Annotated in this window: 21 protein-coding genes; 9 read left to right on the forward strand and 12 right to left on the reverse strand. The window is 74.3% G+C overall.

The window, feature by feature from the left end; translation table 11 throughout:
• Positions 1-131: 131 nt before the first annotated feature.
• Positions 132-869 carry a ferritin-like fold-containing protein gene (locus ACZ4M8_RS07615; protein ID WP_467604218.1) on the reverse strand — a complete coding sequence of 246 codons (738 nt, stop codon included), beginning with the start codon at positions 867-869 and terminating at the stop codon, positions 132-134.
• A gap of 302 nt (positions 870-1,171) precedes the next feature.
• On the opposite strand from ACZ4M8_RS07615, the gene ACZ4M8_RS07620 reads away from it, so the two are divergent.
• The 3 genes from ACZ4M8_RS07620 (at position 1,172) to ACZ4M8_RS07630 (ending at position 4,901) form a co-directional block, all read left to right on the forward strand.
• Positions 1,172-3,337 (forward strand): DEAD/DEAH box helicase, encoded by a 2,166-nt coding sequence (locus tag ACZ4M8_RS07620; protein ID WP_467605295.1) that lies wholly within the window; start codon positions 1,172-1,174, stop codon positions 3,335-3,337.
• Positions 3,338-3,645: 308 nt separating this feature from the next.
• Positions 3,646-4,494, forward strand: a complete 849-nt coding sequence (locus ACZ4M8_RS07625; protein WP_467604220.1) for an alpha/beta fold hydrolase — start codon at positions 3,646-3,648, stop codon at positions 4,492-4,494.
• Positions 4,495-4,745: 251 nt separating this feature from the next.
• Entirely contained in the window at positions 4,746-4,901 is a 156-nt protein-coding gene (locus ACZ4M8_RS07630) for a hypothetical protein (RefSeq protein ID WP_169750032.1), read from the forward strand.
• 83 nt (positions 4,902-4,984) lie between these two features.
• Here ACZ4M8_RS07630 and ACZ4M8_RS07635 read toward each other — a convergent pair whose 3' ends face one another.
• From ACZ4M8_RS07635 to ACZ4M8_RS07650, 4 genes are all read right to left on the reverse strand, one after another.
• Positions 4,985-5,590, reverse strand: a complete 606-nt coding sequence (locus ACZ4M8_RS07635) for a MarC family protein (protein WP_467604221.1) — start codon at positions 5,588-5,590, stop codon at positions 4,985-4,987.
• Between the two features lie 123 nt (positions 5,591-5,713).
• A complete protein-coding gene (locus ACZ4M8_RS07640) occupies positions 5,714-6,568 on the reverse strand; it encodes a PHP domain-containing protein (RefSeq protein WP_467604223.1) in 855 nt (284 codons plus the stop codon).
• Between the two features lie 182 nt (positions 6,569-6,750).
• Positions 6,751-7,389, reverse strand: a complete 639-nt coding sequence (locus tag ACZ4M8_RS07645) for a DUF6758 family protein (RefSeq protein WP_467604225.1) — start codon at positions 7,387-7,389, stop codon at positions 6,751-6,753.
• Between the two features lie 193 nt (positions 7,390-7,582).
• The gene (locus ACZ4M8_RS07650) at positions 7,583-8,200 is read right to left on the reverse strand and encodes a suppressor of fused domain protein (protein WP_467604227.1); all 618 of its coding nucleotides are present in this window, start codon (positions 8,198-8,200) and stop codon (positions 7,583-7,585) included.
• Between the two features lie 561 nt (positions 8,201-8,761).
• Between ACZ4M8_RS07650 and ACZ4M8_RS07655 the strand changes: the two genes are divergently transcribed.
• A complete protein-coding gene (locus ACZ4M8_RS07655) occupies positions 8,762-9,871 on the forward strand; it encodes a magnesium and cobalt transport protein CorA (RefSeq protein ID WP_467604229.1) in 1,110 nt (369 codons plus the stop codon).
• A gap of 44 nt (positions 9,872-9,915) precedes the next feature.
• A complete protein-coding gene (locus ACZ4M8_RS07660; RefSeq protein ID WP_467604231.1) occupies positions 9,916-10,452 on the forward strand; it encodes a hypothetical protein in 537 nt (178 codons plus the stop codon).
• 201 nt (positions 10,453-10,653) lie between these two features.
• Here the strand turns inward: ACZ4M8_RS07660 and ACZ4M8_RS07665 are convergent, their stop codons facing one another.
• The gene (locus tag ACZ4M8_RS07665; RefSeq protein ID WP_467604234.1) at positions 10,654-11,436 is read right to left on the reverse strand and encodes a hypothetical protein; all 783 of its coding nucleotides are present in this window, start codon (positions 11,434-11,436) and stop codon (positions 10,654-10,656) included.
• A gap of 211 nt (positions 11,437-11,647) precedes the next feature.
• Here ACZ4M8_RS07665 and ACZ4M8_RS07670 point away from each other — a divergent pair, with 211 nt between their 5' ends.
• The 3 genes from ACZ4M8_RS07670 to ACZ4M8_RS07680 are packed head-to-tail and all read left to right on the forward strand — an operon-like array spanning position 11,648 to position 14,802.
• Positions 11,648-13,033, forward strand: a complete 1,386-nt coding sequence (locus ACZ4M8_RS07670) for a magnesium transporter MgtE N-terminal domain-containing protein (protein WP_467604235.1) — start codon at positions 11,648-11,650, stop codon at positions 13,031-13,033.
• Positions 13,023-13,598, forward strand: coding sequence for a DUF1003 domain-containing protein (locus ACZ4M8_RS07675; RefSeq protein WP_467604237.1), 576 nt, complete (start codon positions 13,023-13,025; stop codon positions 13,596-13,598). Before ACZ4M8_RS07670 ends, ACZ4M8_RS07675 begins: the two co-directional genes overlap by 11 nt.
• Positions 13,599-13,641: 43 nt before the next feature.
• On the forward strand, positions 13,642-14,802 hold the full coding sequence (locus ACZ4M8_RS07680) for an Mrp/NBP35 family ATP-binding protein (RefSeq protein WP_467604239.1): 1,161 nt from the start codon (positions 13,642-13,644) through the stop codon (positions 14,800-14,802).
• Positions 14,803-14,883: 81 nt separating this feature from the next.
• Here ACZ4M8_RS07680 and ACZ4M8_RS07685 read toward each other — a convergent pair whose 3' ends face one another.
• The 5 genes from ACZ4M8_RS07685 to sigE all read right to left on the reverse strand — a co-directional run bounded on the left by ACZ4M8_RS07685 (position 14,884) and on the right by sigE (position 20,506).
• Entirely contained in the window at positions 14,884-15,525 is a 642-nt protein-coding gene (locus ACZ4M8_RS07685) for a hypothetical protein (protein ID WP_467604240.1), read from the reverse strand.
• A gap of 179 nt (positions 15,526-15,704) precedes the next feature.
• Entirely contained in the window at positions 15,705-16,196 is a 492-nt protein-coding gene (locus ACZ4M8_RS07690; RefSeq protein WP_467604243.1) for a sec-independent translocase, read from the reverse strand.
• A gap of 114 nt (positions 16,197-16,310) precedes the next feature.
• Positions 16,311-18,251 carry a S1C family serine protease gene (locus ACZ4M8_RS07695; protein ID WP_467605297.1) on the reverse strand — a complete coding sequence of 647 codons (1,941 nt, stop codon included), beginning with the start codon at positions 18,249-18,251 and terminating at the stop codon, positions 16,311-16,313.
• Between the two features lie 606 nt (positions 18,252-18,857).
• Positions 18,858-19,742 carry a zf-HC2 domain-containing protein gene (locus ACZ4M8_RS07700; protein ID WP_467604244.1) on the reverse strand — a complete coding sequence of 295 codons (885 nt, stop codon included), beginning with the start codon at positions 19,740-19,742 and terminating at the stop codon, positions 18,858-18,860.
• Positions 19,739-20,506: an RNA polymerase sigma factor SigE gene (sigE, locus tag ACZ4M8_RS07705; protein ID WP_467604246.1), complete on the reverse strand. Its 768-nt coding sequence runs from the start codon at positions 20,504-20,506 to the stop codon at positions 19,739-19,741. The genes ACZ4M8_RS07700 and sigE overlap by 4 nt, the downstream gene beginning before the upstream one ends.
• Before the next feature lie 165 nt (positions 20,507-20,671).
• Here sigE and ACZ4M8_RS07710 point away from each other — a divergent pair, with 165 nt between their 5' ends.
• On the forward strand, positions 20,672-21,355 hold the full coding sequence (locus ACZ4M8_RS07710; protein WP_399086271.1) for an O-methyltransferase: 684 nt from the start codon (positions 20,672-20,674) through the stop codon (positions 21,353-21,355).
• Positions 21,356-21,511: 156 nt separating this feature from the next.
• On the opposite strand, the gene ACZ4M8_RS07715 is transcribed toward ACZ4M8_RS07710, so the two are convergent.
• Positions 21,512-21,679 carry a DUF3117 domain-containing protein gene (locus tag ACZ4M8_RS07715; RefSeq protein ID WP_003985072.1) on the reverse strand — a complete coding sequence of 56 codons (168 nt, stop codon included), beginning with the start codon at positions 21,677-21,679 and terminating at the stop codon, positions 21,512-21,514.
• Between the last annotated feature and the right edge of the window lie 22 nt (positions 21,680-21,701).

Below are 21,701 nucleotides of genomic sequence, written 5' to 3' on the forward strand. Positions count from 1 at the left end.
TTTCCTTTTTTTTCTCCTGTATCCGTGGCTCCTTAGGGGGTTCGCCCCCCCCGTCGGCAGGTGGAAACGGGGAGACCCCCCCGGACCACCTCTTCCCTCCCCCGCTCCCCGTGTCCGTCCGGGCGGGCCGCTCAGGCGGCCAGCCCCAGGGCGGCCATCCGCTTGGTGTGCGCCTCGGTGATCCGGGAGAACATCCGGCCCACCTCGGCCAGGTCGAAGCCGTCGGCGACGCCGCCGACCAGCATCGTCGAGAGCGCGTCGCGGTCGGCGACCACCCGCTGCGCCTGCGACAGCGCCTCGCCCATCAGCCGCCGCGCCCACAGCGCCAGCCGCCCGCCGACCCGCGGGTCCGCCTCGATCGCGGCACGCACCTTCTCGACCGCGAAGGTGGCGTGGCCGGTGTCGTCCAGGACGGTCAGCACCAGAGCGCGGGTGTCGGAGTCCAGCCGGGCGGCGACCTCACGGTAGAAGTCACTGGCGATCGAGTCGCCGACGTACGCCTTGACCAGGCCCTCCAGCCAGTCCGACGGCGCGGTCTGGCGGTGGAACTCGTCCAGCGCGGCGGCGAACGGCTCCATCGCCTCGTTGGGCTCCGCCTCGATGTCGGCGAGGCGCTGCCGCAGCCGCTCGAAGTGGTGGAACTCCGCCGACGCCATCTTGGCCAGCTCGGCCTTGTCGTCCATGGTCGGCGCGAGCTTCGAGTCCTCCGCGAGCCGCTCGAAGGCGGACAGCTCGCCGTAGGCGAGGGCGCCCAGCAGGTCGATCACGGCGGCGCGGTAGTGCGGCTCGGCGGATGCCTCCGTCCAGTTCTGGGCGGCGATCCCGGTCGGTTCCGGCGCGTCGGCGGTGGCGGTGTCTGGCGTCTCCATGACCGGCACAATAGCCGCCGGGCGGCGCCCGCAGCGCCCGGCCGCCGGGCCGCGCGGCGGGCTCCCGGCCGCCCGGGGAGCGGCCCCGGGGCGGCTTGTTCCCTTTCTCACTCAGACAAGCCTTCGGGTGTCCCGTCGCATCCGGGGTACAGTGGTAATGCGCCCGCCGAGTATCGGTGGGTCGTTCCACGCATGCGGATGCCCGGTCGGTGGCCCGATCGGCTCCAACCCGACCGCCCTCCCCCGCGGCGCGTACGCGACGTACGCATCAGCAGGAGGGACACCGCTCGCGGCAGGAGTGCCTGAGCGTTGGCAGTGGTCCCGCGCACCGTCGGCTTTGCAACCCGGCCCGTACACACCCCGTACGAAGCGCGGTACGACCCCCTTCGCCGCCTCACGCCGCGTCTCACAGAAGAGGCAAGATTCTGTCTACGTTCCGAGAGCTCGGGATTTTCCCCGAGACCGCCGAGGCCCTCGAAGCCGTCGGCATCGTTTCCCCCTTTCCCATCCAGGAGCTGACGCTCCCCGTCGCGCTCTCCGGCAGCGACGTCATCGGCCAGGCGAAGACCGGCACCGGTAAGACGCTGGGCTTCGGCCTGCCGCTGCTGGAGCGCGTCACCGTCCCCGCCGACGTCGAGGCGGGCCGCTCCACCCCCGAGCAGCTGACCGAGGCGCCGCAGGCGCTCGTCGTCGTCCCCACCCGCGAGCTGTGCCAGCAGGTCACCAACGACCTGCTCACCGCCGGCAAGGTACGCAACGTCCGGGTGCTGGCGATCTACGGCGGCCGGGCGTACGAGCCGCAGGTCGAGGCGTTGCAGAAGGGCGTCGACGTCGTCGTCGGCACCCCGGGCCGCCTCCTCGACCTCGCGGGCCAGCGCAAGCTCGACCTGTCGAAGGTCCGCAGCCTGGTGCTGGACGAGGCCGACGAGATGCTGGACCTCGGCTTCCTGCCGGACGTCGAGCGGATCATCCAGCTGCTGCCGGCCAAGCGGCAGACGATGCTGTTCTCGGCCACCATGCCGGGTCAGGTCATCTCGCTGGCGCGCCGCTACATGTCGCAGCCCACGCACATCCGCGCCACCGCGCCGGACGACGAGGGCCAGACCGTCGCCAACACCACCCAGCACGTCTTCCGCGCGCACTCCCTGGACAAGCCCGAGATGGTCGCGCGGATCCTCCAGGCCGAGGGCCGGGGCCTGGCCATGGTGTTCTGCCGCACGAAGCGGACCGCCGCCGACATCGCCGATCAGCTCGCGCGGCGCGGTTTCGCGTCCGGCGCGGTCCACGGCGACCTCGGCCAGGGCGCCCGCGAGCAGGCGCTGCGCGCCTTCCGCAACGGCAAGGTCGACGTCCTGGTCTGCACCGACGTCGCCGCCCGCGGTATCGACGTCGAGGGCGTGACGCACGTCATCAACTACCAGTCCCCCGAGGACGAGAAGACCTACCTGCACCGCATCGGCCGCACCGGCCGCGCGGGCGCCAAGGGCACCGCGGTCACCCTCGTCGACTGGGACGACATCCCGCGCTGGAAGCTGATCAACAAGGCGCTGGACCTGCCGTTCGACGAGCCGGAGGAGACGTACTCCACCTCCCCGCACCTCTACGAGCAGCTGCACATCCCGGCGGGCACCAAGGGCGTGCTGCCGCGCTCGGAGCGGACCCGCGCCGGGCTCGCCGCCGAAGAGGTCGAGGACCTCGGTGAGACCGGCGGCCGCGGTCGGGGCCGGGGTCAGGCACCGGCGGCGACGGAGCGCCCGGAGCGCACCCGTACGCCCCGTCAGCGGCGGCGCACCCGAGGCGGCGCGGCCGTCGACGGCGCCGCGGCCCCGCAGGCCGAGGCCGCGCTGGACTCCGCGGAGGGCGCACCGGCCGAGGGCGGCGAGGCGCGCCAGCCGCGCCGCCGTCGCCGGACCCGTGGCCGGGCGGCCGAGGCCGTGACGCCGGTCGCGGACGCGCAGCCCGCGGCGCCCGCCGCCGAGGAGGCGGAGGCCGCCCCGGCGAAGCCGCGCCGCCGCCGGACGCGCGGTGCGAAGCCCGCCGAGGCACAGGCTCCGCAGGCCGCCGTGGCCGCGGTGGAGACCGCCGAGGCGCCCGCCGCACCGGTCGCCGAGGAGGCGAAGCCGAAGCGCACCCGGAAGACCGCCGCCGCGAAGGCCGTGGAGACCGCCGAGGGCGCCGAGGCGCCCGCCAAGCCCAGGCGGACCCGTAAGACGGCAGCCGCGAAGGCCGCCGAGGCCGTGGAGACCGCCGACGGCGCGGAGGCGCCCGCGAAGCCGAAGCGGACGCGGAAGACCGCCGCCGCGAAGGCCGTGGAGACCGCCGAGGGCGCGGAGGCCCCCGCGAAGCCCAAGCGGACGCGGAAGAGCGCCGCGGCCAAGACCGCGGAGGCGGCCGAGGCCGCCGCCGAGCCGGTCCGCCGCCGCACCCGCGCGAAGGCCCCGGCCGCCGAGGCGACGCCGGAGAGCTGATCCGCAGCACCCGGCCGACGGCCCGTTCCCGCCACCCGGCGGGGGCGGGCCGTCGGCGCGTACGGGGACGCCGGCCCGCCCCGGGCCCCGAAGAGCACCCGCCCGCCGTCAGTTACGTCCGAAAGGCGCCCGCTCCCCGGGGCGGCCGCCCGCCCCGGCCGCCCGCCCACCAGGCCACCGGCCCGTACGGGAGCGTCCGCCCACCGGCCGCCGGCCCGTCCGGAAGGCGCCGCCCACCGGGCGAACCCGGGGCCGCAGCGGGCCGCCGCGCACCAGCGCCCCCGGGGCGGGCGGATAGCCTCGGAGCCATGAGCAGCCCGCCGACACTCACGCTCCCGCCGTGCGCCCGCGCGCGGCGTCTGGTCACCCCGCGCGGGGAGTTCGCCGCGCACGACGCCCTGCCCGAGCGGACGCCGCTGGGCACGGCACTGCTGGTCCCGGGTTTCACCGGCAGCAAGGAGGACTTCATCGGGCTGCTCGCGCCGCTCGCCGCCGCCGGTTTCCGGGCGGTGGCGGTGGACGGCCGCGGCCAGTTCGAGTCGCCCGGCCCCCGCGACGTCGCCGCCTACACGCAGGACGCGCTGGCGCAGGACGTCCTGGCACAGGCCCGTGCGCTGGGCGGCCCGGTGCATCTGCTGGGGCATTCGTTCGGCGGGCTGGTGAGCCGGGCGGCGGTGCTGGCGGACCCGGTGCCGTTCCGGTCGCTGACGATCCTCAGCTCCGGCCCGGCGGCCGTCGACCCGGCGCAGCAGGTCCGCGTACGGATGCTGATCGACGCGCTCGGCTCGATGGACATGGCGCAGGTCTGGGAGGTCATGCAGTCGATGGAGCCACCGGAGGCGGCGGACGACGAGGCGCCGGAGATCGGTGACTTCATGCGGCGGCGTTGGCTGGCGACCGTCCCCGAGCAGCTGATCGCCGCCGGGCGGCAGATGCTGGAGGAGCCGGACCGGGTCGACGAACTGGCCGCGGTGCCGCTGCCCAAGCATCTGGTCTCCGGCGTGGTGGACTACGCCTGGCCGGTGCCGCTGATCGACAAGATGGCGGTGCGGCTGGCCGCCCGCCGGACGGTCATCGACGGCGCGGAGCACTCCCCCAACGCGGAACGCCCCGATGTGACCGCCGCCGCTCTGGCCGCCTTCTGGAGCGAGTACTGAGCCGTCCTCCGGCCCGTACGGGCCGATCCTCCGGCGGTGCGTGCCGGTCGCCACGGGTCCGGGCCGGTAGCGGTCCGGACCCGTGTTTTCCCCTCCTCACCAGCAAATACTTAGACCATCGAAAATTTTCTTTAGCGTAGGGAATGTTTGCAGGCGGCCAGGACGTTGGACAGGTCAGAAGCTCGGGCAGCGACGCCCGCGCTCGCCATCCATCAGTTCTCCAGCAGGAGGATCAGACGAAGGGAAGCCGTATGCGCTTCGAGATCATGCGCCTGGACGATGTCGACGGCACCGCCGTGGACAGCACCGTCGTGGACGCCGCCTCCGTCAACCGGATCGTGCAGCAGGCCGCCGCAATCGGCCAGCGCATCTACATCCGCCCGGCCGACACCGTCGCCGCCCGGTAACGCCGAAGCCGCCCCGCGCGGTGGACACGGATGCGCCCCCGTACGGACCTGCCGTACGGGGGCGCGACTGCGTCCGGGGCCGGTCAGGTGCCCTGGATGACCTGGGTGACGCCGTTGATGATCTGCTGCACGGCGAGCGCGGAGAGCATCATGCCGGCGAGCCGGGTCACCAGCACCACACCGCCGTCCTTGATCACGCGGATGATCAGCAGCGAGAACCGCATCGCCAGGTAGAGGACGAGATGGATCGCCACGATGGCGGTCCACACCGACAGCTGCGCGGTGACGCCGTGGGCGTGCTGGACGGCGAGGATCACCGAGACGATCGCGCCGGGCCCGGCCAGCAGCGGCATGCCCAGCGGGACCAGCGCCACGTTGACGTCCTTGGTCTGCGTGGGCTCCTCGGACTTGCCGGTGAGCAGGTTCAGCGCGACGAGCAGCAGGAGCAGCCCGCCCGCGATCATCAGCGCGGGCGTGCTGATGTGCAGCCGGCCCAGGATCTGGCGGCCGAAGACCCCGAAGACGGCGATGACGCAGAACGCGACGACCGCCGCCTGCCAGGCCATCCGGCGCTGGACCTTGGCGGGGCGCCCGGCGGTCAGCCCGAGGAAGATCGGGGTGATCCCGGGGGGATCCATGATGACAAAAAGGGTCACGAAGAGAGTGCTGAAGGCAGCGACGTCGAACACGGTGATGAATGGCCTTGCGAAGGAGCGGAGGGGGACGGCGCACCGGCACGGCGGCGCGCGGACGCACCGCACAGGGGCGGGCGCCGGAAGGGGGAGAAGCCGCCGGACTCCGGCGGCTCGGGCTCAGCCGCCCGCGCCGGGGACGGGGAAGGCGCCGGTGGCCCGGCGGACGATCTCGCCGTAGATCTCGGGGTCGGTGGTGTACTCACCGAGGTCGCAGCTCTTGCGCGTGCCGTGGTAGTCGCTGGAGCCCGTGGTCAGCAGCCCCAGCTCGGCGGCGAGTCCGCGCAGCCGGGCGCGGGTGGGCGCGTCGTGGTCCATGTGATCGACCTCGATGCCGTCGAGCCCGGCGGCGGCCAGTTCGACGAGGGCGCCCTCGGGCACACACGCGCCGCGCTTGACGGCCGCGGGGTGCGCGACGACGGCGACACCCCCCGCGTCCTTGATCAGCCGGAGCGCCGCGAACGGGTCCAGCTCGTGCTTGTCGACGTACGCACGGCCGTCGTTGGCCAGCCACTGCGGGGTGAACGCGTCGGAGACGGTCGGCACGACGCCCAGCTCGACCATGGCGGTGGCCACGTGCGGCCGCCCCACGGCGCCGTCCCCGGCGATCGCGGCGACCCGCTCCCAGGTGATCGGCACGCCCAGCTCCCGGAGCTTGGCGACCATGCCCCGGGCGCGCGGCACCCGGTCGTCGCGGAGCAGCTCCCGCTCCCGGGCGAACACCGGCTCGTCCGGGTCGAAGAGGTAGGCGAGCATGTGCAGCCCGGTGCCGTCGATCCGGCAGGACAGCTCGGCGCCGGTGACCAGCGTCAGCCCGGCGGGCAGCGCACCACGCGCCGCGGCGTGCCCGGCGACGGTGTCGTGGTCGGTCAGCGCGACGACGTCCAGGGCGCGCGCGGCGGCACGGGCGACCAGCTCGGCGGGGGTGTCCGTACCGTCGGACGCGGTGGAGTGGGTGTGCAGATCGATGCGCACGACGAACTCCCCCCTGCGCTACGGGACGGTGACCGGACGGCGCCCCGGGCGGGCGCCGTAGCGCACCGGAGGGCGTCGCGCCAAGGATACCGGCCCGCCGGAAGCCCCCGTCCGCCTCCCGGCGCCGGCGAGCGGCCACCCCGCGGCGGAGCCGCCGTACGCGGTGCGGTACGGCGCCGGGCTCAGGAGAGGATGCGCGGGGAGAGCGCCCCGCACGGCAGCAGGTCCACCTCGGCGCCCGCCTCGCGCAGATCGGTCAGGACCAGCTCGTCGTACATCATCAGCCCGGACTGCTCGGGCCAGACGATCGCCCACAGCCACAGTCCGCGGGCCTCCCCGGCGAAGACCGCGCGGTCGGCCGGGGCGCCCTCGACGTGCCACATCGGTGTCGGGCGGCCGGAGGCGAGGACCTTGGTGTGCGGGGCGCCGTCGACGCGCATACCGGGTCCGGGGTCCGGGCCGTCGATCCCGGCGTAGCGGGCGCCGAGCCCCACACCCAGCTCCTCGGCGATCAGCAGGAGTTCGCCGGGGCCCCCGAGCGGGCCGGGGCCGGAGCAGGCGACGGCGGTGGCACGGCCGCCGCTGCGGTCGTCACCGGCGCAGGCCACCCCCGTGAAGAGCCAGCCGACCGGCAGCGGCCAGGGCATCCACACCGGCACCTGTGACCGGTTCACGACAACGCTGAGTGCTTCGACGCTCGGTGGGACGACCGGCTGGAGCGGCTGCACGGTGCCGTGCACGGCGCACTGCCAGGAGTCGGAGAAGAGACCGGGCGCCCGGACGCGGCCACCGCACTTCGGGCAACTGGGTTCACCCCTCATAGGGATCCACGGTCCTCCAGGCGCGCGGCCGCGTCAAGGACGATCACCCGACCGGTCGGGACGCCCCTCACCCGGGAGCGGTGCGCGCCGCTGGCCCGCCCCCGGCCGAGGGTCCGCCGCACGCCGGAGGCCACCGCAGGCCACGGCCGTACGCCCGCCGCCCGCCGGTGCCCGGCACCGCACACGCGACGCCTCACGACAGATCCGCGCCGCCGCGCAGCGGGTCCCGCAGGTCCGTGCCCTGCGCCAGCCAGCGCTCCTGGAGCGCCTCCGCCCCGTGCACCCGCTTCCACGCCGCCTCGTTGGGCGTCATCGGCAACAGCGGCAGGAAGCGCACCGGATCCAGCGGCGGGTCCAGCTCCAGGTCCTCGACGAGCCCTCCGGACGCGGCGACCAGTACGGAGGTGAAACCGGCGCCCGGCCACAGCGGCTCCCCGGTGTCCAAGGAGGCGCCCGGCGCCACCACCACGCCCTCGACCTGCGGCGACGCGGCGAGCACGGCGAGCGGCCGCAGCACCTTGTCGATATCGGCGCGGCCCGGCCGCAGCGTGATCACCAGCTCGGCGCGGGGCCCGGCCACCGGATCGGCGAACACCACCGACGGGGGCGCGCCCAACCCGGGGGCGGCGCCCGCCGGGTCCGTCATCGGGTGCGCGGACATCCCGAGTGTGGCGTAGCGCACCACGCCGTCACCGACGAAGCGGAGCACCTCGATACGGTCGGTGCCGAGGAAGGTGACGGCGGCGCGGGCGTCCGGCTCGCCCAGGGCGGTGCGCAGCCGGGCTTCGACCAGATCGAGAACGTCAGACATGCCCGCGAGCATAGAGCGGCCCTCGGGACGCCTGGCGGCCCGTCCCGGAGCCCAGGGAACGGCCTCGGGCCCGCGTTGCGGGCAGGCGGGAGAACGCCGTGAATCGGCTTCGTATCGAACAGGCAAAGCGGCGCGGTGGCACCACGGGCGGCTGATAGCCTGCCATCTGGTCAGGGAATGACGTCGTCCCCCAGCGGGGACCGGCCGGAGGAGGTGGGGCTGCGGTGGATCCGAGTCGACCGTGCAGTACCGATAGTTCTCCTGTCATCCCTCTCGCGCAGCGAATCTTCTGAAACGCCGAAGGCTTCCGTACCCCGCGGCCCAGCGGCGAAACCTCGTGAAGTTCCTTCGCGTCGGACGGAGATGACGGAAGAGCGCCTTCGCCCCTCTGTTCCGTATCTCTCAGCGAATTCCTCGAATTCTCCGCGCGCCGTCAGTGCCCCGGCACGGAACGCCGCCCGCTTTGCGGACGTACGGCCGATGACGCCTCGTACGTCCACGTTCCGGGCTGCGTTACGCCCCGCGCACGCCGCTGACGGCCGGCCCGTGAAGGAGCTTGCCATGTCGATGATCCGTGACCTGCGCGCCGCCGTCCGTCCCTCCCGCCGCCGTGACGGCGCCGCCTTCGGCTACGAGAAGTCCGCCCCGGCCTGCGTCAACAGCGCCGTCGTCGACTGCGCCGTGTACCGCGAGGGGCGGCGGGTGCGGGCCGCCTGCACCGCCGCCGAGGCGATGGCGAGCGTACGGAGCGAGGGCGGTTTCGCGTGGATCGGGCTGCACGAGCCGTCGGAGGCGGAATTCGCCGGTATCGCCGCGGAGTTCGGGCTGCACCCGCTCGCCGTCGAGGACGCCGTCCACGCCCATCAGCGGCCGAAGCTGGAGCGGTACGACGACACCCTCTTCACGGTGTTCAAGACCGTGCACTACGTCGAGCACGCGGAGCTGACCTCGACCAGCGAGGTCGTGGAGACCGGCGAGGTGATGTGCTTCACCGGGCGGGACTTCATCGTCACCGTCCGGCACGGCGGGCAGGGCTCGCTGCGGGCGCTGCGCCACCGACTCCAGGACGACCCGGAGCTGCTGGCCAAGGGCCCGTCGGCGGTCCTGCACGCCATCGCCGACCAGGTCGTCGACGGGTACATCGCGGTCGCGGGCGCGGTGCAGGACGACATCGACGAGGTGGAGATCGACGTCTTCAGCTCGGGTGCCGGGCGGGGCGGGACACGGGGCGGCGACGCCGGGCGGATCTACCAACTCAAGCGTGAGGTCCTGGAGTTCAAGCGGGCGGTGTCGCCGTTGCTGCGGCCGTTGCAGCTGCTGAGCGAGCGGCCGATGCGGCCCGTCGATTCCGACATCCAGAAGTACTTCCGCGACGTCGCCGACCACCTGGCGCGCGTCAACGAGCAGGTGCTCTCCTTCGACGACCTGCTCAACTCCATCCTCCAGGCCAACCTGGCGCAGGCGGCCGTCGCGCAGAACGAGGACATGCGCAAGATCACCTCGTGGGCCGCGATCTTCGCCGTACCCACGATGATCGCCGGGATCTACGGCATGAACTTCAACAACATGCCGGAGCTGCACTGGAAGTACGGCTACCCGGCGGTGCTGGTGGCGACCGTCGCGCTCTGCTTCGGCATCCACCGCGGGTTCAAGCGCAACGGCTGGCTCTGACGGCGGCCCGGGGCGCGTGCGTAAGGCCCATTAGGCTGACGGGCATGACATCGACCCCGTCGCAGGCGCTCCAGGACCGCGCGCTCATCGAAGAGGCCACGAAGAAGTCCGGGCTGATCTGGGTGCGGGGGGCCACCGGTCCGTCGCGGGCGCTGTGGCATCAGTGGGTGGACGGTGCGGCGTGCCTGGTCGGGGACGGTGCGGGCGAGCAGCCGCTGGCGGATCTGGGGCTGACCGACGGCGGCAGCGCGACGGTCACCGTCCGCAGCAAGGACAAGGGCGGCCGTCTCGTGGCATGGCGGGCGCGCGTGGTGGAGACGGCGCCGGAGGGTGAGGCGTGGCGCACCGCCGTCGACGAGCTGAAGGGCAAGCGGCTCAACGCGCCGGACGCTCAGACGCTCGTGGAGCGCTGGGCGGCCGAGTGCCGGGTGCTGCGGCTGGAGCCGGTCGGCGCCGAGCAGCGCCCCGGCGCGATGCCGGACGACTCCCACGCCGCCCCGCCGCTGCCCTCCCCCGCGATCACCCGCCGCCCGGTCCCGGCGGCGCTGCCCAAGCTGCTGCGGCGGGGGCGTAAGGGCTGAGGGCGGGGCGGGCCGGGGCCGGCGGGGGCTTCTCGGCTTCCGGGGCGGGCCGGCCGGCGAAGCGCCGCGCGCCCGGCGAGGGCCCGCCGTTCCCGGCTTCCTTCCGTCCCCCGCCGTCCGCGTGCACCGGGGCCCGGCGGCCGGCCGCGCCCCGGTCCCGTCCCTGAGCAGGTCACGGGTGGTCCGGGCGCCGCCTCGCCCTCAGCCCGCCGACGGGGCCGAGACCTGCTTGCCGTAGTCGACGATCTGGTCCTGGGCCGGGGGCTTGAGGGAGACGCCCTTGTCCCAGTCGTCGAAGCGGACCGTGCCCGCGTCGCCGCCGCGTTCCAGCTGGAGGGGGTAGGGCTCGCCCTCCAGGGAGACGTCGAGGGTGCCGCCGGTGCCGCCGCCGCCCGCGACGCGGATGGTCTTGACGCCGCCGACGGTGGCGTGGTCGCCGGTGGCGAGTTCGCCGCGCAGGGTGAGCAGGCTCCCCAGCAGGTCGTCCTTGTCGGTGAAGCCGCTGAAGCGCTTGTAGACCGGGTCGGCGGCGGGCACCTTGACGTACTTGCCGCCGAGCTTGTCCGCCGCCGCCGCGTCGTTCCCGCCGCCGCCCGCCTTCTCCCCCGCCCAGAACGCGGCGTCCGCCTTGAGGTAGAGCGCGTCGCCGACCCGCAGCAGCGCAAACGTCGACCTGCGGGTGGTCAGTTCACCCTTGGCGCCGTCACCGGTGAGGTGCATGTCCAGCTTGTAGGTGGCGCCCTGGCTGACGAAGCTGCCGGAGAGGCGGACCGTACCGGCGCTCTTCGCCGCCGCCCGTGCCTTCGCCTCGATGGTGGTGGCGGACAGCTTGCCGACGCCGTTCGTGCCGGCGTCCGGGTCCTCGGCGCATCCCGTCAGCGCCAGGGCCAGCCCCGCGCCCACCGCCCCCAGGAGCGCCGTCCGCCCCGCGCGACGGGCGGCGGTCACGGGTCGGGGGCCGGGCCCCAGGGGGGTTGCACTCACGTCGGTTCTGCCTCCTGTTACGGGTGACCTCGACAGCAGAACGGCAGCGTACCGGTCCCGAGGGGACACTCCGGCGCCCGCGCCGTCCGCCGCCGGACGGGCCGCTCGCCGGGGCGCGGACGAGCCGGGCGCGTTAGCCTGAACCCGGATTGACGCATTTGTACAGAAATCTTCCCTCGTCCGACCGGCCGGAGAACGAAAGGCGCGCTGCATGGCGGTGGTGACCCCCCGGATCTTCGTCTCGCACCTGTCCGGCGTCGCCGTCTTCGACCCCAACGGCGACCAGGTCGGACGCGTCCGCGACCTGGTCGCGATGTTGCGGACGAAGGGCAGCGGCACCCGCGAGGGCCGTCCGCCCCGGCTGCTCGGGCTGGTCGTCGAGGTCGCCCAGCGGCGCCGGGTCTTCCTGCCGATGACCCGGGTGACGGGCGTGGAGTCCGGACAGGTCGTCACCACCGGCGTGATCAACATGCGCCGCTTCGAGCAACGCGCCTCCGAGACGCTGGTCCTCGGTGAACTCCTCGACCGCCGGGTGCGGCTGGTGGAGACCGGCGAGGAGGTCACCGTCCTCGACATCGGCATCATCCAGCTCCCCGCCCGCCGCGACTGGGAGATCGACAAGGTCTTCGTACGGCGCGGGAAGGGCGGGGCGCTGCGCGGAAAGCTGCTGCGCCGCGAGGCGTCTTCGGCGACGGGCGGTGGCGGGCGACGGGCGGGCGAGGCGCTGACCGTCGAGTGGTCGGCGGTGACCGGGTTCTCGCTGGAGGAGCACGGGCAGGGGGCGGAGAATCTGCTCGCCACCTTCGAGCAGCTGCGCCCCGCCGACCTCGCCGGTGTCCTGCACCATCTGTCGTCCAAACGCCGCGCCGAGGTCGCCGCCGCCCTCGACGACGACCGGCTCGCCGACGTCCTGGAGGAGCTGCCGGAGGACGACCAGGTCGAGATCCTCGGCAAGCTGAAGGAGCAGCGCCGCGCCGACGTGCTGGAGGCGATGGACCCGGACGACGCCGCCGACCTCCTCTCCGAACTCCCCGAGGAGGAGAAGGAGCGGCTGCTGACGCTGATGCGCCCGGAGGACGCCGCGGACGTCCGGCGGCTGATGGCGTACGAGGAGCGCACCGCGGGCGGTCTGATGACGACGGAGCCGATCGTGCTGCGGCCGGACGCGACGGTCGCGTACGCGCTGGCCCGGGTCCGCGATCCGGACCTCTCCCCCGCGCTCGCCGCCCAGATCTACGTCTGCCGGCCGCCCGACGAGACGCCGACGGGGAAGTTCCTCGGCCTGGTGCACTTCCAGCGGCTGCTGCGCGATCCGCCGTTCACGCTGGTCAGCTCGATCGCCGACACCGATCTGCCGCCGCTGTCGCCGGACGCCACGCTGCCCGAGGTGACCCGCCACCTGGCGACGTACAACCTCGTCTCCGCGCCCGTCGTCGACGACAGCGGCTCGCTGCTGGGCGCCGTCACCGTCGATGACGTCCTGGACCATCTGCTGCCGGACGACTGGCGGGAGACGGAGCTGCACGGCGAGGAAGCGCCCGCCGGTGAACGGCCCGAGGACGACGGGCGGGCGCCGGAGGTGGACCATGGGGCCTGAGGAGCGGGACGGCGTCCGGGCGCGGGCGAACGGCGCGTCGGCGCTGCGGCGCGGCGCGAACGAGCGGCCGCGGGTCCGCCTGGACCAGCCCCGGATACCGCGCCGCACCCTGCTGCCGGAGTACGACCCGGACGCGTTCGGGCGGCTGTCGGAGAAGATCGCGCGCTTCCTGGGCACCGGCCGGTTCCTCGTCTGGATGACCGTCACGATCGTGCTGTGGATCGGCTGGAACGTCACCGTGCCGCAGGCGCTGCGATTCGACCAGTACCCGTTCATCTTCCTGACGCTGGCGCTCTCCCTCCAGGCGTCGTACGCGGCGCCGCTGATCCTGCTGGCGCAGAACCGCCAGGACGACCGCGACCGCGTCACCCACGAGCAGGACCGCAACCGCAACGAGCGGTCGATCGCCGACACCGAGTACCTGACGCGGGAGATCGCGGCGCTCCGCCTCGGGCTCGGCGAGGTCGCCACCCGCGACTGGATCCGCTCCGAGCTGGCGGAGCTGATCAGGGAACTGGAGACGCGGCGGCCGGACGGCGCGGAGCGTGACGAACGCGACCGCTGAACGGGCTTTCCGCCATCCGCCTACCCCGCCGTAATATCGGGGCATGGCTACCGACACGCCCCCAGGCGCCGCACCGAGCGAGGACGCGGTCCGCGAAGCGCTCGCGACGGTGAACGACCCCGAGATCCACCGCCCCATCACCGAACTGGGGATGGTCAAATCGGTGGACATCGCGGCGGACGGCGCGGTGGCGGTCGTCGTCTACCTCACCGTCTCCGGCTGCCCGATGCGCGAGACGATCACGTCCGGCGTCCGCGACGCGGTCGCCCGCGTCGACGGCGTCACCGGCGTGAGCGTCGAGCTGGACGTGATGAGCGACGAGCAGCGCAAGGAGCTGGCGGCGGCGCTGCGCGGTACCACCGCCGAGCGCGAGGTGCCGTTCGCCAAGCCCGGTTCGCTGACCCGCGTCTACGCGGTCGCCTCCGGCAAGGGCGGCGTCGGCAAGTCGTCGGTGACGGTCAACCTCGCGGCGGCGATGGCGGCGGACGGGCTGAAGGTCGGGGTCGTCGACGCCGACATCTACGGCCACTCCGTGCCCCGGATGCTGGGCGCCGACGGCCGCCCCACCCAGGTCGAGAACATGATCATGCCGCCGTCGGCGAACGGCGTGAAGGTCATCTCGATCGGCATGTTCACGCCCGGCAACGCCCCGGTCGTCTGGCGCGGCCCGATGCTGCACCGCGCCCTCCAGCAGTTCCTCGCCGACGTCTACTGGGGCGACCTCGACGTCCTCCTCCTCGACCTGCCGCCCGGCACCGGCGACATCGCGATCTCCGTGGCGCAGCTCGTCCCCAACGCCGAGATCCTCGTCGTCACCACGCCCCAGCAGGCGGCGGCGGAGGTCGCCGAGCGGGCCGGGTCGATCGCGGTGCAGACCCACCAGAAGATCGTCGGCGTGGTCGAGAACATGTCCGGGCTGCCGTGCCCGCACTGCGACGAGATGGTCGACGTCTTCGGCACCGGCGGCGGCGAGCGGGTCGCCGAGGGGCTGACGCGGACGACCGGCGCGCAGGTGCCGGTGCTCGGCTCCATCCCGATCGACGTCCGGCTGCGCGAGGGCGGCGACGAGGGCAAGCCGGTGGTCCTCAGCGACCCCGACTCCCCCGCCGGCGCCGCGATCCGCGCCATCGCCGGCAAGCTCGGCGGCCGCCGGCGCGGTCTCCAGGGCATGTCGCTGGGGATCACCCCGCGCAACAAGTTCTGACCCCGGCGGGCCACCCGCCGCACCGCCGAGGGGGCGGACCGGAAGTCTCCGGTCCGCCCCCTCGGCGCAGCCGCGGCGCGCTCAGCCCTCGTACGCGGCGAGGTCCTTGATCACCCCGAAGCCGAGGCCGTAGGCGCTCATCCCCCGGCCGTACGCGCCGAGGTGCACACCGTCCTCACCGCCCGCCGAACCCGCCAGCACCCAGCCGTACGCGGACTCGCGGTAGCGGAACGGGGTCGGTTCGCCGTCGACCGGCAGCAGCAGCTCGCTCCAGCCCTCGCCGTCGAGGTCGTCCGCCAGCTCCCAGGCGAGCGCGGTCTGCTGGTCCAGCCAGTCCTGGCGCAGCGCGCGGTCCATCGTCGACGGCCAGGTGTGGGCCAGCAGCCCGGAGCCGGCCAGCCAGGCGGCGGTGGAGACGGAGGTCGCGTCGAGCACGCCGGTGCCGTCGCCGCTGCGCCGCACGGGGCGTCCGGCGACCGTCACCACAACGGTGAACCGTTCTTCCTTGGGCGTCTCGGTCTTTATCGTCGGCTCCTCGCCGTGGCCGGTCGCACCGTGTTCGACGGTGCCGTCGGCGGCGGCGCCGACCCGCATCAGCCAGCGCGGGCCGGTGAACGCCTCATCGAGGCCGTACCAGGGGAAGGCCGCCAGCAGATAGCCGTCGACCTTCCGCCCCGCGTCGGCCGTATCCGCCTGGGCCGCAGCCCGACTCACCGTCTCCATCTGCGCGGAGCCTCCTCGTTGCCCTGTGTCGTGGGCGGCCCGCCCCCCTCAGGCGTCCTCACCCCGGACACCGGGAGCATAGCCAGTGACCGGGCGGGACAGAGCGCAAGGGCGTGCCCGTGACGGGCGACATCCGCCCGGTGGACGAGCGGGCCGCGGGCCGGGCGGAGGACGACGGCTCAGGTGGCGTCGGTGTCGAAGGGCGGACGCTCGCCCGGGGCGAGGCCGCCGGACGGCTTCTTCGAGAGGTCGATACGGCCGGACCCGGTGGAGGCGCCGTCCTTGGAGAGGTTCAGCCGTCCGCCGCCGGACGCGGCGCCCGCCGGGGCGTCGTCGCCGTAGCTGCGGACGGCGTCGGTGACGTCGGCCATCTCCTGCTTGAGGTCGAAGCCGTCGCGGATCTCCTGGAGGTCCTTCAGGCCGTACTCGTCCTTCTCCAGGACGTGCTTGCGGACGAAGTTCTTCGGGCGCAGGTCGTCGAACTCGAAGTCCTTGAACTCCGGGCCCAGCTCGCTGCGGATGTCTTCCTTGGCGCTGTCCGAGAACTCCCGGACCTTGCGGAGGAAGCCCATGACGTCGCCGATGACCTTGGGCAGCTTGTCCGGGCCGAAGATGAGCACGCCGAGGATCACGAGAGCCACCAGCTCCAGGGGTCCTATGTCGAAGAACACCTTCAGCTCCTTGGTAGTCCGTGGCCGTTCGGCGGCCCGGGGCCAGGCCACCCCTCACGGTACCTGGCCCCGGGCGTCGCGCGGGAGTCGCCCGCGCCAACGCCGTGCAAACGATCAGCCGGTGCCGGACGAGCCGAGCGTGAGGCGGACGGTGCGGTCCCGGCCGCCGCGGCGCAGGGTCAGGGTCAGGGTGTCGCCCGGCCGGTGGCTGCGGATCTTGACGATCAGCTCGTCTCCACTGTGGACGGGGGCGCCGTCCAGCCGGGTGATCACATCGCCGCCCTTGATCCCCGCCTTGGCGCCGGGGCCGCCCGGGGTGACCGGGTTCCGGCCGCCCTGGCCGGCGGCGCTGACGCGCGCGCCGTCGCCCGGGTACTCCATCTCCAGCGTCACGCCGATCACCGGGTGGGTGGCCCGGCCGGTGTTGATCAGCTCCTCGGCGACGCGTTTCGCCTGGTTGATCGGTATGGCGAAGCCCAGCCCTATGCTGCCGCCCTGGGCCGGGCCGTCGGGGCCGGAGCCGTCGGCCGCGCGGATGGCGCTGTTGATGCCGATGACCCGGGCCCGACCGTCGACCAGCGGCCCGCCGGAGTTGCCCGGGTTGATGGGCGCGTCCGTCTGCAACGCGTCCACGTAGGACACGTCGCTGCCGTCGCCCTTCTCGCCGCCCGCCGTGATGGGCCGCTGCTTGGCGCTGATGATCCCGGCGGTGACGGTGTTGGCGAGGTCGTACGGTGCGCCGATGGCCACCACCGGGTCGCCGACGCGGACCGCGTCGGAGTTGCCGAGGGCGAGCGGATGCAGCCCGGAGACGCCGTCGACCTGGACGACGGCGAGGTCGTAGCCGCTGTCCCGGCCCACGACGCGCGCCTTGGCACTCTGCCCGCCGCTGAACGTCACGGAGATCTCGCCGCCGTCCCCGGCGGGCTCCACGACGTGGTTGTTGGTGAGGATGTGGCCCTGCTTGTCGAGAACGAAGCCGGTACCGGTGCCCTGCTCGGCGTTGCCCCGTACGTGGAGCGTGACGACGCCGGGCAGCGCGGTCTGCGCGATCCCGGCGACGCTGTGCGGATCACGGGGCCGGGGCGCCTCGTCGTCCTGCGGCAGTGTGATGTCGCCCGGCCCGCCGTGCCGTTCGACGTACGCGCCGACAGTGCCGCCGATGCCGCCGGCGAACAGCGCGAGCAGCACCGCACCGACGACGAGCGGACCGCGCCGGGTCCGCCGGGGCGGCGGGGCGGCCGGCGCGCGCCACGGGTCGTAGTGCTGCCAGGCGCCGCCCTGTGCCATCGGCGGGACGAGGTGGCCGTGGTCACCGGAGGCGTCGTGGTGCGGGGCGGGCCGTTCGGGCGGCAGCGGGGCGTCGGCCGCCTGCCGCCCCGCGCGCGCGACGGCGGACCGGGGCCCGCCGTCCCCCGGCACGGGCACGAACCCGCGGCCGTCCGAACCGTTCCCGCCCTGCGGATACGGCTGCGGCGGTACGGGCCGCTCGGCGGGCAGGTGCTCGCCGTACGGGCCGCCCGGCACGGGTGCCTGGGGCGGCAGCGCGCCCGGCAGCGGCGGCGCGGCCGAACCGTAGGCGGGCGCGGCGGCTGCCGGCGGCAGGTGGGTGCCGTGCGCCGGGGTGGTCACCGGCCGCTGCACCGGCGGCGCGGGCGCCCACGGACCCGGGTCACCGTAGGGCGGCGTGCCGTACGGGTCCTCCGCATGGCGCGGCCGCGGCTTCTCCGGAGCGGCCCCCGCCTTCGCCAACTGCACGGCCGCACGGGGAGCCGCACCTTCGGGCACGGAACCGGGCGGCGCGGCGGGGGCGGCGGGCGCCACCGGGGGTGCGCCAGGGGTCGTGGGGGCGTCTCCCGGTGCGGCGGCCGTCGGCAGCGGGGCTCCGGAGACATCCGCGGGTACGGGCTCCGGGGCTCCCGCGGCGGTCGGCGGTACGGGTGCCGGGGCCGAGGCAGCCGCAGCGGCCGGCGGGCCGGGTTCCGCCGCGGCCTGCGGACCGGCCGGGCCCGAGGCGGCGGAACCGGCCCGCGCCGACGCGGGCGTGGCCGCCAGCGGCTCCGGGGGCGGGAACTCGTCGTCGGACACCGGCCACGACGTGGGCCCGGCAGCGGCCGGAACGGCGGACGCGGGTGCCGTCGGGGCCGCGTCGCCCCCGGGAAGCGGCTGGGCCGGGACCGCAGCGGCGGACCGCGGCACGGCGGCAACCTCCGGCTGGGGGCCCGCGCCGCCCTCGGGCGACGGCTGCGGCACGGCGGGCGCGGGCGGCTGCGGGCCGGCCTCGGGCATCGGCTGCGCCGCGCCCGGAAGGTCCGGCTGCCCCGCGGGCACCGGCCGGGCCTCGGGGCCCGCGCCCGGCGTCGGGGCGCCGGCGGCCGACGGGCCGGGCGGGGTGGGCGGAGCGGGCTGCGGCCGGGCGGCGCCGCCGTCGGCGGGCAGCGGATGGGGCTGCGGTCCCGGCCCGGGGTGGGGGTCGGGGGTGCGTCCCGGCCGGTTCCACCACTTCAGCTTCGGCCCGGTGGCCGTACCGTCGTCCATGCTCTCCCCACCATTCGCCCGCTTCCGCGCGGGCCACCGCCACCTCGCGGACCGTGCCCGTCGACGACACGCACCGCCCCGCAGCGATTCAACCAGTTCCCTGTGACAGAGCGCAGGCGGTGGTCAGCGCGGGGCGGCGGACGGGTGCGAGGAAGGGGTGGGAGAGAGCGCGGAGCCGACGAGCGGACGGAGGATCTCGGCTGCGGGGGCGAACGGGCCCGGGGTACGGACGACGCCGGCGGCCTGGGGGAACGGGCGCCGGGCGTCATCCTGGGCGGACGGGGCCATCAGCGGGCCGAACCGGCCGCCGGACGGTATCCGCGCCGGGGGCGCCCCGGGCGGCGTGCCGGGACCGTACAGGCCGGTCGCCCCGGGCGAGGCGGGTGCGGCCCGGCCGGCGACACCGCCGGACGTCAGCAACCCGGCGTCCCGGAGCGGATCGCTGCCCCCGACCGGAGTGGCGCTGAGCGGGACGACGGCGGTGCCGGTGCCGCCCTGACGGCCCGGCGGATCGATCGCGGCCTCCAGCGGCAGCGTGCCGCCCAGGGCGAGGGCGGCCAGCGAGACGGCACCGGCCGCGGCGAACGCGAACCGGCGGCGCTGCGGCGCAGGCCGCTCGCTCTCGTGGATACGGAAGCCCCGCTGCCGGGGCGCGCGGGCACCGCTCGCGTGCGCGCCGGAGGAGGGCAGATAGCCGAAGCCGCCGCCGTCCCGGTCGAACTCGGCGCGGCCGAAGGGACCCAGCCCGTCGCCGGGGCCGTCCGGATCTCCGCCGGACAGCCCCTGCAACCGCGCCAGCAGCCCCTCGGAGGGGCCGGGTGGCGCGGCCTGCGCGAAGACGCTCTTCAGCCGGCGCTGGGCGTCGGCCTCCGCCTTGCACCGGCCGCAGGTCGCCAGGTGCGCGAGCACCCGCTCCCGCGCGTCATGTCCCAACTCGCCGTCGACCAGGGCTGCGAGGCGGTCACCGAGATGCTGCTCGGCGGGGGAAGCACCGCCAATCGGGCTCACGCGATTCCGACCTCCCCGGTGGACACCGCGGCCAGCGACCGCTGCTCGCGCTCCTCGGCGCGCACCTGCGGCGAGCGGTGCTTGAGCGCCTTGCGCAGATGCGAGCGGCCACGGTGGATCCGGCTGCGGACCGTACCGAGCTTCACGCCGAGCGTCGCGGCGATCTCCTCGTACGACAGGCCCTCGATGTCGCACAGGACGACGGCGGCGCGGAACTCCGGCGCCAGGGTGTCCAGCGCCTGCTGCACATCGGCGTCGAAGTGGGTGTCGTTGAAGTGCTGCTGGGGCGACGGCTCGCGGCTGGGCAGCCGCTCGGCGGCGTCCTCCCCCAGCGCGTCGAAACGGATCCGCTGACGGCGGCGGACCATGTCGAGGAAGAGGTTGGTGGTGATGCGGTGCAGCCAGCCCTCGAACGTGCCCGGCGTGTACGTCGACAGCGAACGGAAGACCCGGACGAAGACCTCCTGCGTCAGGTCCTCGGCGTCGTGCTGGTTGCCGGTGAGGCGGTAGGCGAGGCGGTAGACCCGTGCGCTGTGGGTGCTGACGATCTCCTCCCAGCTGGGGGGAGTCCACGCCTGCGCATCCGCGTCTGCGGCGAAGGTCGCGGTAGGAGCGGAGTGGTGGGTGCGGAGACGGTCAGCGGTGTCGGTCACGGATTTCGGCTCGGCGAACGGCCGTCGCAGGCGTCTGCGCCCTCGGCGGTCACCCGTCGTAGCCGCACCTCCCCTGGTGGCTCTGGTGGTGTCCAGTAGAGCCCCTACCATATCCACCTCGCCCGTTAGCTCCGGATAAGCAGTTTTGACCTGCATTTGGTGCGGCTTTCGCGCTTGCCGCGTGTCTTCGTCGGTCTTCACCACCGCATCCCCCCTGTCCCCCATTAACGCCCGGTCCCATCTGCGGGTTCCCGCACGCAGCGGATACAGTCACCGTTGCGTCAACTACGGGGACAGGAGAGGGCCATTACCGGCAACCGGCAGACGGGCCTGGCATTCGCCGAGGCGTACGGCGCCGGGACCATCGACGACGCCACCGACATCGCCCTTCGCTGGTCCCGTTCCTGCGCCCGCGACGCCGGGATCCGTACGGTGTCGACCGCCACCGGGGCCGCCCTGCGCATGCTCGCCGCCACCGCCGGGGCCAAGGCCATCGCCGAGATCGGCACCGGCACGGGCGTGTCGGGCATCTACCTCCTGCACGGTATGCGGCCGGACGGCGTGCTCACCACCGTCGATCTCGAACCGCAGCGGCAGACCTTCGCCAAGCAGGCGTTCCGCGAGGCGGGCTTCGCCGGGAACCGCGCGCGGTTCATCCCGGGCCGGGCGCTGGACGTCCTGCCGCGGCTCGCCGACGGCGGCTACGACCTGGTGTTCTGCGACGGCGATCTGGCGGAGTGCACCGACTACCTCGCCGAGGCGCTGCGGCTGCTGCGCCCCGGGGGCCTGGTCTGCTTCGCGGGGGTCTTCGCCGACGGCCGGACCGTCGACTCCGGTGAGCAGCCCGACGAGGTGCTGCGCCTGCGCGAGCTGCTGCGCGCGGTCCGGGACAGCTCCGCGCTCGTCCCGTCACTGCTGCCGGTCGGCGACGGTCTGCTGTGCGCGGTCAAACGCGGCTGAGCCGTCCCGCCGGGGCCGTACGGCGGCCCGGAGCCCGCCCCCGGACGACGAAAGGCCCCGGCGGAGCGCGCGGGGCGCGCCGCCGGGGCCTTGATCATCGGCTGGGGGTACCTGGGGTCAGCGCCCCGGGGAACCGCAGCAGTTCGGGCCGCCCTCTCAGACGGTGACCTTCTCCAGTGCCTCACCCAGGGCCTTGGCTTCGTCGGGTGTCAGCTCGACGACGAGTCGCCCGCCGCCTTCGAGCGGAACCCGCATGACGATGCCCCGCCCCTCCTTGGTCACCTCGAGCGGGCCGTCACCCGTCCGCGGCTTCATGGCCGCCATGCTCGTTCCCCTTCCTGAAACC

Source organism: Streptomyces sp. NPDC027185, assembly GCF_055567035.1.